The following is a 14,405-nucleotide window of genomic DNA, read 5'->3' on the forward strand; positions in this document are numbered from 1 at the left end:
GCAAATAGGATTATTGGAGCGAACCATGAACAGATTACATCGATGGAACTGGTTAGTGTTATCGGCGGCATTAGTTACTCTGCCTTTCACTACGCCAACCCAAGCCGCAGGCGTATCAGTCAGCCAAGGTTCAAGTGCTTCACTGAGTCAGGCCGAACTCGAACAAATGCTCGCGCCCATTGCCCTCTATCCCGATAGTTTGTTGAGCCATATTTTGATCGCCTCAACCTACCCCCTCGAATTGGTACAAGCACAGCGTTGGCTAGAGGATCATCCTAAGTTATCGGTCGAACAAGTGATGTCGCGCACCGAAGATAAGGGCTGGGACCCAAGTGTTAAGGCACTGATGGCTTTCCCCAATGTATTGCAAAAAATGAGTGAAGATTTGGATTGGACCCAAAGACTTGGCGAAGCCTTCTTGGCAAATGAGGGCCAAGTGATGGACGGCATTCAATCGCTCAGACAACAGGCGGACAAAGCCAACAGCTTGGCCAATATGGATAATATGGCGGTGACCCGTGCCAACAACCAGATCATCATCGAACCAGTACGCCGCGAAGTTGTATATGTGCCCTATTATGATCCCCGCGTAGTTTACGGCACTTGGCGCTGGGGCGTGGCCTATCCGCCCGTTTATTGGCAGTTTGGCGGTTATGTTGGCAACCCTTATCGCCCAAGTCACAGTTACTTCTACTGGTCACCCGGGATCCACATTTCCTTTAACTACTTCTTTAGCTCTTTCCATTGGCATCGTCATAAAGTGGTGGTGATAGATCACCATCACTCACACCATTATCGCCCACGGGAAAGGTACTCGGTCAGCCATGGCGCTCAACCTTGGAAGCATAAACCCGAGCACAGACGGGGCGTGGCTTACCATCATCCGGTAGTAAAAGAGCGCTATTACAGTGACAGTAAATACCGTGGTCGTGACTCTCACTCCAGCGGTAGTGGACAGCATTTTACCAGCCAATATGCAAAATCACGGGAACATCAAGATACGCGTGATAACCGAGACAACCAGCGTGATGACAAGCGCCATGATAAAGACAGAGGCAACCAGTATAGCCGCGAACGGACACCTAACTTGCAACATACGCAGGCCGAGTTAAAAGAGCGTCGAGCGACGCCAATGGACTCATCTCAAACTCACAGAGAGAATTACCAGAGAGAACATCGCCAAAAAGAGCGTAACGACAATGGCCGCCATGATAATCAAGTGAGACAAAATCAGGCGAAGACGATGAGGGAGCAGACTAATGACACCTGGCAGCGGCAGTATCAACAGCGAGAGTATCAAAGTAGCGATCAACAACCTCGCCATGTTGAAACCCGAGCTCAGCCACAGCGACACGAAGCTCGCCCCGAGGTAAGACGCCCCGAACCGCAACGTATCGAGCAGCCCCGTCAAGCACAGCCAAGGCAGCGGGAAGAAGTGCGAACAAGACCGAGCGAATCGCGCCAACACACGCAGTGTGGAGCATAATCAAGGCCGCTCGACTCAGAACCAAGAACGTCGCCAACGGGAATAATTAACTTCAACTCAGGTTAGCAATGGATAAACGCCATCAATACAGCAAAAAATTCAACTAATGCCCCTCAAACTTGCGCGTTGTACCAATGATAGGGCGAATTGATGCGTTAATAGCGAGTTTATTACAAGTCAATTCAACACTATGAGCGGTGCAACGATCTGTTTGATATGCATTTATAATCCAAAGTTAAGGTTAATTAAGCACGGCTTCCCGTTTAGTCCCACAAACCACTACCTTTCTGAGTATGTTATTGCGTTGGTGAGGACCAACCGACTTCCTACGCGTTTTTAAACCGTCTTTCGATTAAGATCCTAGACTCATCTCATATTCCAAAATAAACTAAATCAACATATTTTAATAACCAAAATTAGTTATATAGTCATAGAGAAGCCTAAAATGTGGCTTTATCGTTTTATGAGTTGAGGTTGTATCGACACACACTCGGAGGAAACAATATGACTACGTTATTAATAGTGCCAGGATTTGGTGGCAGCGGCCCCTTACATTGGCAAAGTTGGATTGCTCAAAAGTACACATCATCTTTATGGGTCAATGACTTACCCTTACTAGAGCCGAAAATCCATATTTGGGCCGATGCAATATCCCGTGCAATGGATAACATCGAGGGGAAAATCCTCATTTTAGCCCACAGTTTTGGCTGCTTAGCCTCAAGTCTGGCAATTGCTCGTCATCCACAACGAGTAGTCGCGGCGATTTTAGTTGCACCTGCATCACCAGAAAGCTTTTCAGAAAATGGTCATATTCTACCCGAACACGATGACACGCCGACGATCCGGAATTTATTACCGAAACAAACACTTGGAATCTGTGGTCTAGTGATTGCCAGTGAAAATGATCCTTGGATGCCTTTCAATCAAGCAGCTTCATTGGCCAAATCCTTTGGTTTACCCACCATTAATCTGGGCTTAAGTGGCCATATCAATGTGGATTCAGGGCATGGGCAATGGCCACTGATTGATGTTCTGGTAGGTAATTTTTTGTTTCAAAATGAAAATGTGCCGCCAATACCATCCATAAAAACGGCTCAAGACAAAACCACCCCACACTTATTTCCAAATGGAATATAAAATCGCAAAATATACCTTTTTAGTTATCATGGTTACCCTATAATCAGCATTATGGTGTCAAAAACCACAAAATGAGGACATCTATGGCAACCAAAGAAGAGTTAGAACAAACCTTAGTTCCAACACTGCTCAGCAACCTTGAAAAATTGCTCGGTCGTATTGAGTTTGGAACGGTGGAATTAACCTTTCACCATGGAAAATTAGTCCAACTAGAAAAGAAAGAAAAATTTCGATTAGACCAATTATCTCAATCGAAGTAGCTGTAAAAAGATAATTAGTAACAAACCCACATCGCTGACCGGTCCACCGGAAGCCTTATTTCACATTATGAGGATTTCGGTATGAGTATTTTATCTCGGTTACAACAAGCAACACTTGCCCTAACATTCACCTCAGTTAGCTTTCTTGCGCTTGCTGAAAATACTTTGTTGAATGTTTCCTATGATCCAACCCGAGAATTTTATCGGGAATATAACCAACTTTTTAGTCAATATTGGCAAAAACAAGGCCATGAAGCTCCTACCGTCCGTCAATCTCACGGTGGTTCAGGCTCGCAAGCTCGCTCAGTTATCGATGGCTTAGAAGCGGACGTTGTAACACTGGCATTGGCCTATGACGTTGATGCATTGAGACAAAAAGCAGATTTAATTCCTGAAAATTGGCAAAGCCGCCTCCCTCATAATAGCTCTCCTTACACTTCAACTATTGTGTTACTAGTACGTAAAGGAAATCCCAAGAATATCCATGATTGGAATGATTTAGCCCGCAAAGGTGTAGAGGTTATTACCCCGAATCCTAAAACATCGGGCGGGGCACGTTGGAACTACCTCGCCGCTTGGGGATATGCACTGAAGCAATACGGCTCTGAAGAAAAAGCCTTAGAGTTTGTCACGCAAATTTATAAAAACGTACCAGTGCTTGACTCAGGCGCCCGCGGTGCAACCAATACTTTTGTACAGCGACAAATTGGTGATGTTTTTATCGCTTGGGAAAACGAAGCATTTCTTGCTGTCGAACAATTAGGTAAAGGCGAGTTTGAGATTATTGTCCCGAGTGTCAGTATTCTTGCTGAGCCACCAGTCGCTATTGTCGATAAAAATGTTGATCGCAAAGGAACACGCAAACTGGCAGAAGCCTATTTAGCTCAGCTTTATACTGATGAAGCGCAACATCTTGCTGCAAAACACTTTTATCGCCCAGCTAACCCAAATATTTCTAAACAATATAAGGATAAGTTTCCCCAATTAACCTTGTTTACCATTGATGATGTCTTCGGTGGCTGGAACAAAGCACAACAAACTCATTTCAATGATGGTGGTTATTTCGACACCATTCTAACCAAAATCAGTAAATAAACTTAGTGCGGTTTCCCCTACGCGAAGCCGCTTATCTATTTGATTCACCATGGAATAAGAATATGGGTAAGGCAGTTATGAAATCGGTTTTGCCAGGTTTTGGTATTACCTTGGGCTTCTCAGTTTTATATTTAAGCCTCCTTTTTTTACTCCCTGTGGCTGGATTGATCCTGTTTACGCTGCAAATGAGTTGGGCTGATTTTTGGGTCGCAATTAGTCATCCTCAGGTTGTAGCTTCCTACAAGCTATCATTTGCGGCGTCTTTTATTGGCGCCACGATAAACGCAGTCTTTGGCACGTTAGTCGCTTGGGTGCTTGTGCGCTATCAGTTTTTAGGTAAGAAAGTCGTTGATGCTTTGGTGGATCTCCCGTTTGCATTACCCACTGCAGTGGCTGGTATTGCATTGGTTACGCTCTATTCAACCACGGGTTGGGTTGGCCAATATCTATATTTATGGGGCATTAAAGTCGCCTACAGTGAGATAGGCGTTGTTATTGCTTTAACTTACATAGGCTTACCCTTTGTAGTTCGCACCGTTCAACCCGTTTTAGCCGACTTTTCTAAGGAATTAGAAGAAGCCTCTGCCTCCCTTGGTGCGAGTCGATTCACAACGATAAAACGAGTCATTTTACCTGCAGTATTGCCTGCATTATTGACGGGTTACGCTTTAGCGTTTGCCAGAGCTGTGGGCGAATATGGTTCTGTGATTTTTATCTCTGGCAATTTGCCCTATCGCACAGAAATTACTCCGCTACTGATCGTCTCCAAAGCTGAGCAATATGATTATAACGGGGCCGCCGCCATCGGCGTAGTTATGCTCGCAGCCGCATTCATCTTATTGTTAATCATTAATAGCCTACAGTGGTGGGCGAGTAAAAGAGGCTAACTGAATGAACACGTTATCTCCGGCAACCAACCACGCCACCACAGAAGCACCTTGGATAAAGTGGAGTTTGATTGGCCTTGCGTTAAGTTTTCTCGCGTTATTTTTAGTTCTACCTTTAGCGGTCGTACTCTACGGTGCTTTCGAGGCTGGTATTAATGTTTGGTGGCAAGCAATCACAGATCCTGACGCGCTTGCGGCCATTCGCTTAACGTTACTGGTATTAATTATTGTTGTACCAACCAATGCCATTTTCGGCGTAGCAATTGCTTGGGCTATTGCTAAATTTGAGTTTAGGGGAAAAACCTTACTAATCTCGATTATTGATATGCCCTTTGCCATCTCACCTGTCGTCGTGGGATTGATTTTCGTGATCCTCTTCGGTGCCCAAGGATGGTTTGGACCTTGGCTCGCGGCCCATGATTTAAAGGTCATATTTGCCGTCCCAGGAATCATCATTGTCATCATGTTTGGCACTTTACCCTTCGTGGCGCGCGAATTGATCCCACTGATGCAACAACAGGGCAAAGATGAGGAAGAAGCCTCGCTAACCTTAGGCGCCAATGGTTTGAAAACCTTCTGGTACGTCACGCTACCAAATATTAAATGGGGCTTACTCTACGGCGTGATCCTCTGTAATGCCCGTGCGATGGGCGAGTTTGGCGCGGTCGCTGTGGTGTCAGGTCGCATTCGCGGTGAGACGAATACTATGCCGCTACATATAGAAGTGCTCTACAACGAATACATGTTTACAGCCGCGTTTGCAGTATCGTCACTACTCACAGGCTTAGCACTGGTAACTATCGTGCTCAAAAGCATGGTGGAGTGGAAAGATGAACGTAAACATAAAACCAACTAAGCGCACCACTTTATTAAAGAGACCACTATGAGCATACATATCCAGCAAGTTAATAAGCATTTTGGTAACTTTGTCGCGGTTGATTCTGTGAACTTAGAGATAAAAACAGGCGAATTAACAGCCCTGTTAGGTCCATCAGGCTCAGGCAAAACAACATTATTACGTATTATTGCCGGACTCGAGCAGGCCGACAGCGGAATCGTCAAATTCAATGGTGAAGACATAACCACTCAACACGTGAGTGAGCGTGGCGTCGGTTTCGTATTCCAACACTACGCCCTATTTAAGCATATGACAGTGTTCGAAAATGTGGCCTATGGACTGACGGTCAGGCCAAGAAAAACACGCCCAAGCAAGGCGGAAATTGCCGAAAAGGTGCATTCATTACTCAAACTCGTCCAATTAGATTGGACCGCTGATCGCTATCCATCACAACTCTCTGGAGGGCAAAGACAACGCATCGCCCTTGCACGCGCATTGGCGGTAGAGCCAAAAGTCTTACTGCTTGATGAACCCTTTGGTGCACTTGATGCAAAAGTCCGCGCTGAATTACGCCGTTGGCTCAGACGCTTACACGATGAAATCAATGTGACTACGGTATTTGTCACCCATGATCAGGAAGAGGCACTCGAGGTGGCCGATAAAATTGTAGTGATGAATAAAGGTCGTATCGAGCAGCAAGGCACACCAGAAGAAGTCTATGACACACCAAGCAATCCCTTTGTGTATGAATTTCTGGGTAACGTAAACCTATTCCATGCAAGGGTAAAACACGGCCATAGCACTATCGGCAATATTCATATTCCCTCACCAGAACACGCGGGAGGTGAAGAACAACAAGGTTTAGCCTATGTACGTCCACATGAAATTGAAGTATTAACCCAACCGACTGAAAATGCTATAAAAGTAAACTTAGATCTAGTAACCATCGTCGGTCCAGTTGCGCGATTAGAAGTGTTGACCGAAATCGATGAGCAACTGATCCACGTTGAACTGTCCAAAGTGCAATTTAAACAGCTAGGGATCAGTAAAGGCGATAACGCTTGGATACAGCCGCGCTATTCCAAAGTGTTTTTGGGGGAGGGCATTTAACGGTTTAAAGAGTGTCGCAACAGAGCGCGAATTTTCGCGCTCTTGTAGATATGAAGCCGCTAAAACTTTAAGGTCAAGGACTGGCCTTCTCCCATGCCTTGCCACTCGATCGTAAGATCCATTATCTCGTTGAGAATATGCTCAAAGTCAGATTCTGAAATCTTAGGCATGGCTAATTTTCGGTTACTACAGGCCTGCTCGAGTAAATAGATAAATCCCGCATAGCTAGGCGCATCGGCGGACCACAACAGAGATTGCAATGCTTCAACCGTCGATTCGGTTTGCCAAATTTCAGTTTTGTCCGCAACGGCTAAAGAAGCCTCGTTATGCTCAAGGGTAAAATTGATATCAGCGCCAGCACGTATTTGGGAGAAAAAAGCGCCTTGAATACGCAGGCGCTTTTCAACAACGTAGTGAATCATATCGTGGGGAGCGATTCCCTGCTCAGGCATCTGAGTTTGTGTGGCACTGCCGTCCATACGCACACAACGTAACTGCCCGTAACGTGTTGAACCTTTAGTGAAGATAACTTGCATAGCGCTGTCCTTAATTGATCCATTCCCATCACCAGATTGACTCAAGTATAGTGCTAAATGGATAAAAAACGGCCTAAAAATTACGTTCAATAAAGCGGAAACAATCATCGGCAGATAAGGGTTTACTGAAATAATATCCCTGAACTAAATCGCAGCCCATGCTTGAGAGCAGCACCAGTTGGGCCTCGTTTTCTACCCCTTCGGCAACCACGGTTAACCCTAGTTCATGGGACATCGAAATCGTTGCCGCGCTGATTGCCGCATCGTTTGGATCATTTTCAATATCCTTCACAAAGGATCTGTCTAGCTTAAGCCTGTCTAAGGGCAGCAACTTCAAATACGAGAGTGACGAATAGCCTGTGCCAAAATCATCAATAGCCAATTCAATCCCCAGCTGGCGTAACTCGGCCAGCAACTTGGCATTTTGCTCTGGATACTGCATGGCGACACTTTCAGTGATCTCAAGCTCCAATGCGCCCTTACCCAGCTGATATTGGGCTAACACATTGATAATATCTGCGACTATTGTGTCTTTCCGTAGCTGATGCGCCGACAAATTAACGGCCATCCGCAACGTTTTAGCGCCCTTTTTACGCCACTGCGCCAGTTGTGCGAGGGCATTTTCGAGTACCCATTGACCAATGGGGATAATCATATCGATTTCTTCGGCGATAGGGATAAAACGGTCGGGAGCAACCAATCCTAATTCGGGATGTTGCCAGCGAATTAGGGCTTCAACCCCAACCACTTGTCCGGTACTAATATCAATTTGAGGCTGATAAAAAAGCCTTAATTGATTACTAGCGATCGCTTGCCTAAGACCAGTCTCGATATATTGGCGCTCAGTCACTAAGGTGTTCATGGCGGTGGTGAAAAACTGGTAATTATTTCGCCCCGCCGCTTTAGCGCGATACATGGCCATATCGGCGTTTTTCATTAACGCCTCAACACTGTCGCCATCGGTCGGAAATAGGCTGATCCCAATACTCGGGGAGGAGTGTAGGGGTTTGTTATCTATGATATAGACTTGATTCAAGCCACTGCGCAAAGCTTCTGCAGCCTTAGCGACACTGTCATGATCTGTCTCGGATAACACCACCACAAATTCATCCCCTCCTAAGCGCGCAACGATGTCATCATTGCCGACAATGCTATTTAAGCGCCGAGCCACTTCAAGTAACAACATATCACCGACATGATGGCCTAAGGTGTCATTGATATTTTTAAAGTGATCCATATCGATAAACATTACTGCAATCTGCGTGTTAGTAATGAAAGCATCTTGGAATACTTGTTCTAAGCGTGACTGCAGGCTAAGCCTGTTGGGTAATAAGGTCAGTGAATCATGGTGGGCTAAAAAGTAGATCCGCTCCTCGTTTATTTTCCGCTCGCTGATATCGGTAAAACTACCAATGTAATGGCTGATCGTCCCCGTCTCATCGCGTACAACGGACATCATCAACCATTTCGGGAAATCGTAACCCTCCTTGTGGCGATCCCACACTTCCCCTTGCCAAAAACCCGTTTGCTCTAGTGCTGCTCGCACTTGAGCATCCACGTTCTTATCAGTACGAGCCGATTCAATAAAGCGACAATTTTTGCCTATTATCTCCTCCCTTGAGTAGCCTGTAATTTGAGTAAAGGCGCTGTTTACATCCACAATAATGTCATTAGCATCAATAATGGTGATGCCTTCACCACTTTGCTGAAAAACCTGCGCTAACAGGTTTACCCGAGCAACGGTGCGCTCTTGCTCGGTAATATCTTCCACAACAAACAGGATGAGCGGCTCACCATTGGCCGCCGTCACTAAAGAACCATTTAACCTGACGGCTACCAACCGCCCATCTTTATGGCGATAGTGCTTTTGATAGGGACCATAACGGTGTGTTTGCTTGAGACGTTCAAGCTGCTCGGCTTCGCTTGCACGGTAACGAACCGGTGTGAGGTCCCAAGGTTCAAGTGCTTGTAGTTCCTCCAATGTGTAGCCAGTAATCTCGGTAAACGCTTGGTTAATTGCAACAAACTGACTATCCTCAAGGCGTTTTAACACATGGCCTACGGGTGCCTTATCGAACAGGTTACGGTATTTTTCTTCACTCTCAACTAAGGTGGCTTGAAACGCTTGATTACGCGCAATCTCCTTCGAGAGCGCCATAGTTTTTTCGGCCACTTTATCCGCAATCCGATACCGCTCACCGGAAGAGATTAACGTCATCCCACTCACCACCGCACAGGTGATAAAGGCTAAAAGTAGCAGGAGTAACGATAGACTAAAGGTTTCGCCCATCAGGGCGGCATAGGACTCGTAAATAACAATATGCCAATGACGATCGGCAAGCATTAAATGGGCTTGATAGTATTGGCCGGATTTGTCGCTATGTAGCTTGCCTGAAAAACTGGGAAATTTTTTCTGACTGTTTGCGTAAAGCAAAGCCCCATCGGCACTCATATCCGTCAGCCGCCAATGCAAGCCTTTTACTTGTTCAACTTTATTAATAATGCTTTCGATGTCGATGACCGCCGAACAAAACCCTTTAATGTTACCAACACGATCAAAGGAAGGCACCAACAGTAGCGCGCCTCCGGGACCATTAGGGTCCTCTGCTAACTGAATCTTGCTCGTCATCACAGGAGCAAGTGTTGCCCTCACTTTTGCAATCGCCGCGGCCCTTACTGGCTCACTGTTAAGATCCAATCCAAGTACGCTTCGGCTACTGTTCAGGGGTTGCACATACTTAACAGGCGCAAGCCAACCATCGGCGTTAGGTTTACCGTCTTGTAAATATTTAATATTGAAAGCTCCCCCCAGCTCATCCCTAGTTGCTGACTCAAAACTATTTTTATCGCTTAGTGTAACCAACGGTGACCAAGCCCAAGCTCTAAAACCATCTAACTGCAGTTGGTTACGTATACCGAACTGAATAAACTCATTTTCAGAGACCTTTTCACTGTTATCAAATAGACTGGCTAAAGCAACTAACTGCTGTAGATTCGTTCCCTGAAAACTTTCCACACTACTAATAATGGCATTGGATTGAATTTGAAATTTATCCTGCAGTTGTTGCCGCTGGTTCATATCTGCGTAGTAATAAATCCCAATACAGAGTAAAAAACCAACCAACAATGGAAGCCCAGTTTGAATCCGTCTTGAGCGCCAAATCGCTCGCCTATCGAACACTAACATGGTTAACGGGATAAAAATCACTGCACCAAGAAAATCCCCCATCCACCAATTGAACATACTGCTAACAACATCCGCACTGGTAATTGTGTCGCCCAAAACAAGGGCAGCATTGCCAAACAAAGAAGCAATACAGCAGCTAGCACTTAGACTTACCATTGATTTTATGACTGTTTCTGGTTTGTCTAAGGTCAACTGAGGATCAATATATTGAATAATGCGCGCTGAAATAATCGTTTGCAGTAACGTGCCCAAAGCAATAATGAGGGGTAACCAACCTAAGTGCAGCTCCTGACCAATATTCATATTTGTCAGCAACGACCCGATAAAAACACCACCCCAAGGCGCACGCCCTTTCCACAAGAGACAAGAAGCAATTGCAACCCCAGCCGCAGGCCAAATTGCCGCAGAATATCCGGGAGGCAAGGCAATCATCAAGCCCATTTGACCTAGGATAAAGTAGGCTAAGGCTATGAATAAATTGACCTGAATATAAGCAAATGCGTTGATATATAATCCCTTGTATTGATGGGTCGATAATCAGAATGAAGCCATCATGCCTTAATCTGCAAATCAATCACAAGCGTAGCAAAACATTTAACGAGTTGAGGAACGAATACCAACTCTGATAGCCGCATTAAGGTTATTTATGGCTGCCGCTTAGATCAATTAGCGCTATTGCCCATACTAACTTCGACAGAGCATAATGCGGTAATCATGCCTTATGGCATTTAATTGAACCGCGCCTTGGCCGGGAGTCATGATGGCTAACGCCCAAACTTAACTCAGTAAGTTGACGTCGAATCTGCATTTATTTGCTTTATTTTTCTTATGGTTGAGTTAAAACATGATGAATGATATCAGACTGAATCATGGACAGAATAGCGTTTGCATTTGATGAATTTAAGTCAAGCTCACACCAGCCATCGGTACCCATAAACTCGACTTTCTCATACTCAATTTCAACAGATTTTTCAGTTGCAACTATCCCCCCAATTAATCTGAAAATTCCGGAACGAGTGTGTATACGACTGATAGAGAACTTCTTCATGTTTTACCTAGTCCATAACAATTAAGCTAAGGGGTCACGAAACGCATTCCCAGTGAACGCATGGTTATGTGCTTATTGCACAATTTCAATTGGAACACCCACATCCACAGCCTGCCAAATTTCATCCATTTCTGAATTTGTCACGGCGATGCAACCATTAGTCCAATTGAAAAATTGACTAGCGAACGACAACCAACCTAAGCCATTATGTTGACCATGAATCATGATGAGCCCACCAGGGGTTAACGCCTCGTTTTTTGGCACTCTCAATATCATGTTGATTTGGATAAGATATGTGGATGGCTTTATAAAACGCAGAATCCTCTTTCTTATAGTCAAGTAAATACTTCCCCTCAGGAGTTTTCTCATCTCCCTCCTGCTGTTTATGACCCACAGGATTCGCACCAAAAACAACATGATAAGATTTGAATGGTTTGCCATCAGCGATTAAGTATAGTTTTTTCTCGCTTTTACTAACCAATACTGAATCAGCTTTCTGCGCACTAAAAACACAGCTTGAAAATAAAACCAATAATATGATTATGAAATTTTTCACGAGGTAACCTTAAGCACAAAACTTCCGCAGCATTATAGTGGAAAATTCGGCAGGAAAATCCAGCCACTCATTTAAAAATGAACCGAAGTCGCCTCGCAAATCAGCCTAGCCACCTTTTGAGCATATAGCTTTCAAGGAGATATACAGCACGCTTTTGGGCATTTCTTTGTTAGAGACTTTGGAAGTACGAGGTTGGATAGAAGCATTACTGCTTCTATTTTTATGGATTTGTCAGACAACACTTCAGCACCAGTGTAAATGATTAATTTAATTGGTGTTGTGTTTTATTTGTAAATTACAGAACACCATTTTATGTCAAAATATGCTTTAAATTTGTCAAACTATGGGTTCAGCGACAGCTATATCGATTTAATACTCAGCTTATCACCTACTTCATTGCCGATTTCACATAGACATCGAAGCGGTTTTTCTTGGTCTCGATAACCATACTGGGCTTAACGCCTGCTAAGTCTTCGGCATAATCGGGGCGCTTAACCACCACACGCTTACTGGCTAACGCCATGGCAGGGGCGAGCAAACCATCGGCATCGAGGTCCGCACCAACTAAGGTTTGGAATACCCGCATTTCCTTTTTAACCAAAGCTGATTTGTCACGGTGAGGATACATTGGGTCGAGATACACGACATCGACCCCTTGCTCCAGTTTAGCGAGTGCTTCTAGGCTAGAACCATGGAAAAGCTGCATCCGCTCACGCATCCAATCGCCAATTTCGGCATCTTGATAGGCACGGCGTAGCCCGTCCTCTAACAAGGCCGCCACCACAGGATGGCGCTCCACCATAGTCACTGTGCAACCCAAGCTTGCCAGCACAAAGGCATCACGCCCCAAACCCGCAGTACCATCAACCACTTTGGGCGTGACGCCCTGCTTTAACCCCACAGCCTTGGCAATTGACTGACCACGACCGCCACCAAACTTGCGTCTATGGGCAACCGCGCCAGTGACAAAGTCCACCACTATACCATCGAGCTTGGGCTCATCACGGTTATGCAGTGATAAGGTATCTGATTCAAAACGCAATTCGAAGGTTGCATTCGCATCGTAGACCAGTTGCCAGCGGGCACAAATGTCCACAAGAGTTGGGTATTGCTGATTAAAAAAGACTGGTATAGGCAAAGGGATCACTGTTTAACGGGCAGAAATTATGGCCATTATGCCAAAAGCAAACAGAGCTGAATACTCTCTACATGGCGAATTCAGGGCTGTGTATAGTGCAGCTAATTTACCCAAAGGGGGATTGCCCCTATAATTGCCCCATCAAATGTGGGTACCTCACCCACACAGCTCACCTTGGAAGATCCCATGTTAAGTTACCGCCACGGTTATCACGCCGGCAATTATGCCGATGTGTTGAAACACGCAATGTTACTGCAAACCTTGCAGTTAATGCATAAAAAAGACAAACCTTTGGTGTATATCGACACCCATGCCGGTGCGGGCGGTTATGCGTTAACGGATGAGTTTGCCCAAAAGACGGGTGAGTATCTCGACGGTGTGGCAAAACTGTGGAACAAGACCGATCTACCCAAATCCCTGCAGGATTATGTCGATGCAGTGCGCCACTTTAACGAAGACAATCCAGAAGAGCTGAACTTCTACCCAGGATCACCGGCCTTTATCGATATGGATCTTGGGCCAAAGGATCGTATGGTGCTGCACGAATTACACGGCACCGATCATCTGCTGCTGGACGAATATTTCGAGCAAGATAAGCAAGTAAAAGTGATTAAGGGCGATGGCTTAAAAGGGCTGATTGCCGCAGTACCGCCGTTAGAGCGCCGCGCACTGGTGCTTGTTGACCCCAGTTATGAGATTAAAACCGACTATCAAACGGTGGCCGACACGTTAATCAAGGCGCATAAACGCTTTGCCACTGGCGTATTTATGCTTTGGTATCCGGTGGTCAACCGCGCGCAAACAGAAGAAATGCTGTCTCGTTTAGCCAATAGTGGCATTAAGCGCCAGTTGCGCATCGAGCAGGCCATAAAGCCCGATTCTAATGAGTTTGGCATGACAGCCGCAGGTCTGTGGGTGATCAATCCACCGTGGCAACTTGATGAAATCGCTAACGAAATGGTTGATTACTTAGGTAAAACCTTAGGCCAAGCTGATGGTCATGTCAGCGTAAAATGGGAAGTAGGCGAATAACATCAGCCAGATTGCAATTTAACATTGCGCTATCGCCTAAAGCAGCGAATACCTTATTTGGCCCGCTGCTTTGTTTTTTTAAAGACCTACATCTT

The 14,405-nt window shown here is 45.4% G+C and carries 13 protein-coding genes and 1 pseudogene; 8 read left to right on the top strand and 6 right to left on the bottom strand.

Features of this window, described 5'->3' with window-relative positions; genetic code table 11:
• The first annotated feature begins 25 nt into the window (after positions 1–25).
• From SO_RS21600 to SO_RS21630, 7 genes and pseudogenes are all read left to right on the top strand, one after another.
• Positions 26–1,532 (top strand): annotated as a pseudogene (locus tag SO_RS21600) (DUF3300 domain-containing protein).
• Positions 1,533–1,990: 458 nt separating this feature from the next.
• Positions 1,991–2,623: an alpha/beta hydrolase gene (locus tag SO_RS21605; protein WP_011074244.1), complete on the top strand. Its 633-nt coding sequence runs from the start codon at positions 1,991–1,993 to the stop codon at positions 2,621–2,623.
• Positions 2,624–2,706: 83 nt separating this feature from the next.
• Positions 2,707–2,883, top strand: coding sequence for a YezD family protein (locus tag SO_RS21610; RefSeq protein ID WP_011074245.1), 177 nt, complete (start codon positions 2,707–2,709; stop codon positions 2,881–2,883).
• 81 nt (positions 2,884–2,964) lie between these two features.
• The gene (locus SO_RS21615; protein ID WP_011074246.1) at positions 2,965–3,978 is read left to right on the top strand and encodes a sulfate ABC transporter substrate-binding protein; all 1,014 of its coding nucleotides are present in this window, start codon (positions 2,965–2,967) and stop codon (positions 3,976–3,978) included.
• 62 nt (positions 3,979–4,040) lie between these two features.
• Positions 4,041–4,865: a sulfate ABC transporter permease subunit CysT gene (cysT, locus tag SO_RS21620; protein ID WP_011074247.1), complete on the top strand. Its 825-nt coding sequence runs from the start codon at positions 4,041–4,043 to the stop codon at positions 4,863–4,865.
• Positions 4,866–4,869: 4 nt separating this feature from the next.
• Positions 4,870–5,721 (top strand): sulfate ABC transporter permease subunit CysW, encoded by an 852-nt coding sequence (gene cysW, locus SO_RS21625; protein ID WP_011074248.1) that lies wholly within the window; start codon positions 4,870–4,872, stop codon positions 5,719–5,721.
• A gap of 27 nt (positions 5,722–5,748) precedes the next feature.
• Positions 5,749–6,813 (top strand): sulfate/molybdate ABC transporter ATP-binding protein, encoded by a 1,065-nt coding sequence (locus SO_RS21630; protein ID WP_011074249.1) that lies wholly within the window; start codon positions 5,749–5,751, stop codon positions 6,811–6,813.
• A gap of 59 nt (positions 6,814–6,872) precedes the next feature.
• On the opposite strand, the gene SO_RS21635 is transcribed toward SO_RS21630, so the two are convergent.
• The 6 genes from SO_RS21635 to SO_RS21655 form a co-directional block, all read right to left on the bottom strand.
• Positions 6,873–7,349 carry a hypothetical protein gene (locus SO_RS21635; RefSeq protein WP_011074250.1) on the bottom strand — a complete coding sequence of 159 codons (477 nt, stop codon included), beginning with the start codon at positions 7,347–7,349 and terminating at the stop codon, positions 6,873–6,875.
• Positions 7,350–7,422: 73 nt separating this feature from the next.
• Complete coding sequence (locus tag SO_RS21640) at positions 7,423–11,025, bottom strand: EAL domain-containing protein (protein WP_405130458.1); 3,603 nt, start codon at positions 11,023–11,025, stop codon at positions 7,423–7,425.
• A gap of 337 nt (positions 11,026–11,362) precedes the next feature.
• Positions 11,363–11,584 carry a hypothetical protein gene (locus SO_RS21645; RefSeq protein ID WP_164925583.1) on the bottom strand — a complete coding sequence of 74 codons (222 nt, stop codon included), beginning with the start codon at positions 11,582–11,584 and terminating at the stop codon, positions 11,363–11,365.
• A gap of 72 nt (positions 11,585–11,656) precedes the next feature.
• Entirely contained in the window at positions 11,657–11,860 is a 204-nt protein-coding gene (locus SO_RS23460; protein ID WP_338056297.1) for a L,D-transpeptidase family protein, read from the bottom strand.
• Positions 11,790–12,140, bottom strand: a complete 351-nt coding sequence (locus SO_RS23465) for a L,D-transpeptidase family protein (RefSeq protein WP_319626448.1) — start codon at positions 12,138–12,140, stop codon at positions 11,790–11,792. The genes SO_RS23460 and SO_RS23465 overlap by 71 nt, the downstream gene beginning before the upstream one ends.
• 388 nt (positions 12,141–12,528) lie before the next feature.
• Positions 12,529–13,278 carry a class I SAM-dependent methyltransferase gene (locus SO_RS21655; protein ID WP_011074252.1) on the bottom strand — a complete coding sequence of 250 codons (750 nt, stop codon included), beginning with the start codon at positions 13,276–13,278 and terminating at the stop codon, positions 12,529–12,531.
• Between the two features lie 186 nt (positions 13,279–13,464).
• Here SO_RS21655 and SO_RS21660 point away from each other — a divergent pair, with 186 nt between their 5' ends.
• Positions 13,465–14,310: a 23S rRNA (adenine(2030)-N(6))-methyltransferase RlmJ gene (locus SO_RS21660; protein WP_011074253.1), complete on the top strand. Its 846-nt coding sequence runs from the start codon at positions 13,465–13,467 to the stop codon at positions 14,308–14,310.
• Positions 14,311–14,405 lie beyond the last annotated feature (95 nt).

It is taken from the genome of Shewanella oneidensis MR-1, assembly GCF_000146165.2.
In the GTDB taxonomy this organism is placed as follows: Bacteria; Pseudomonadota; Gammaproteobacteria; order Enterobacterales; family Shewanellaceae; genus Shewanella; species Shewanella oneidensis.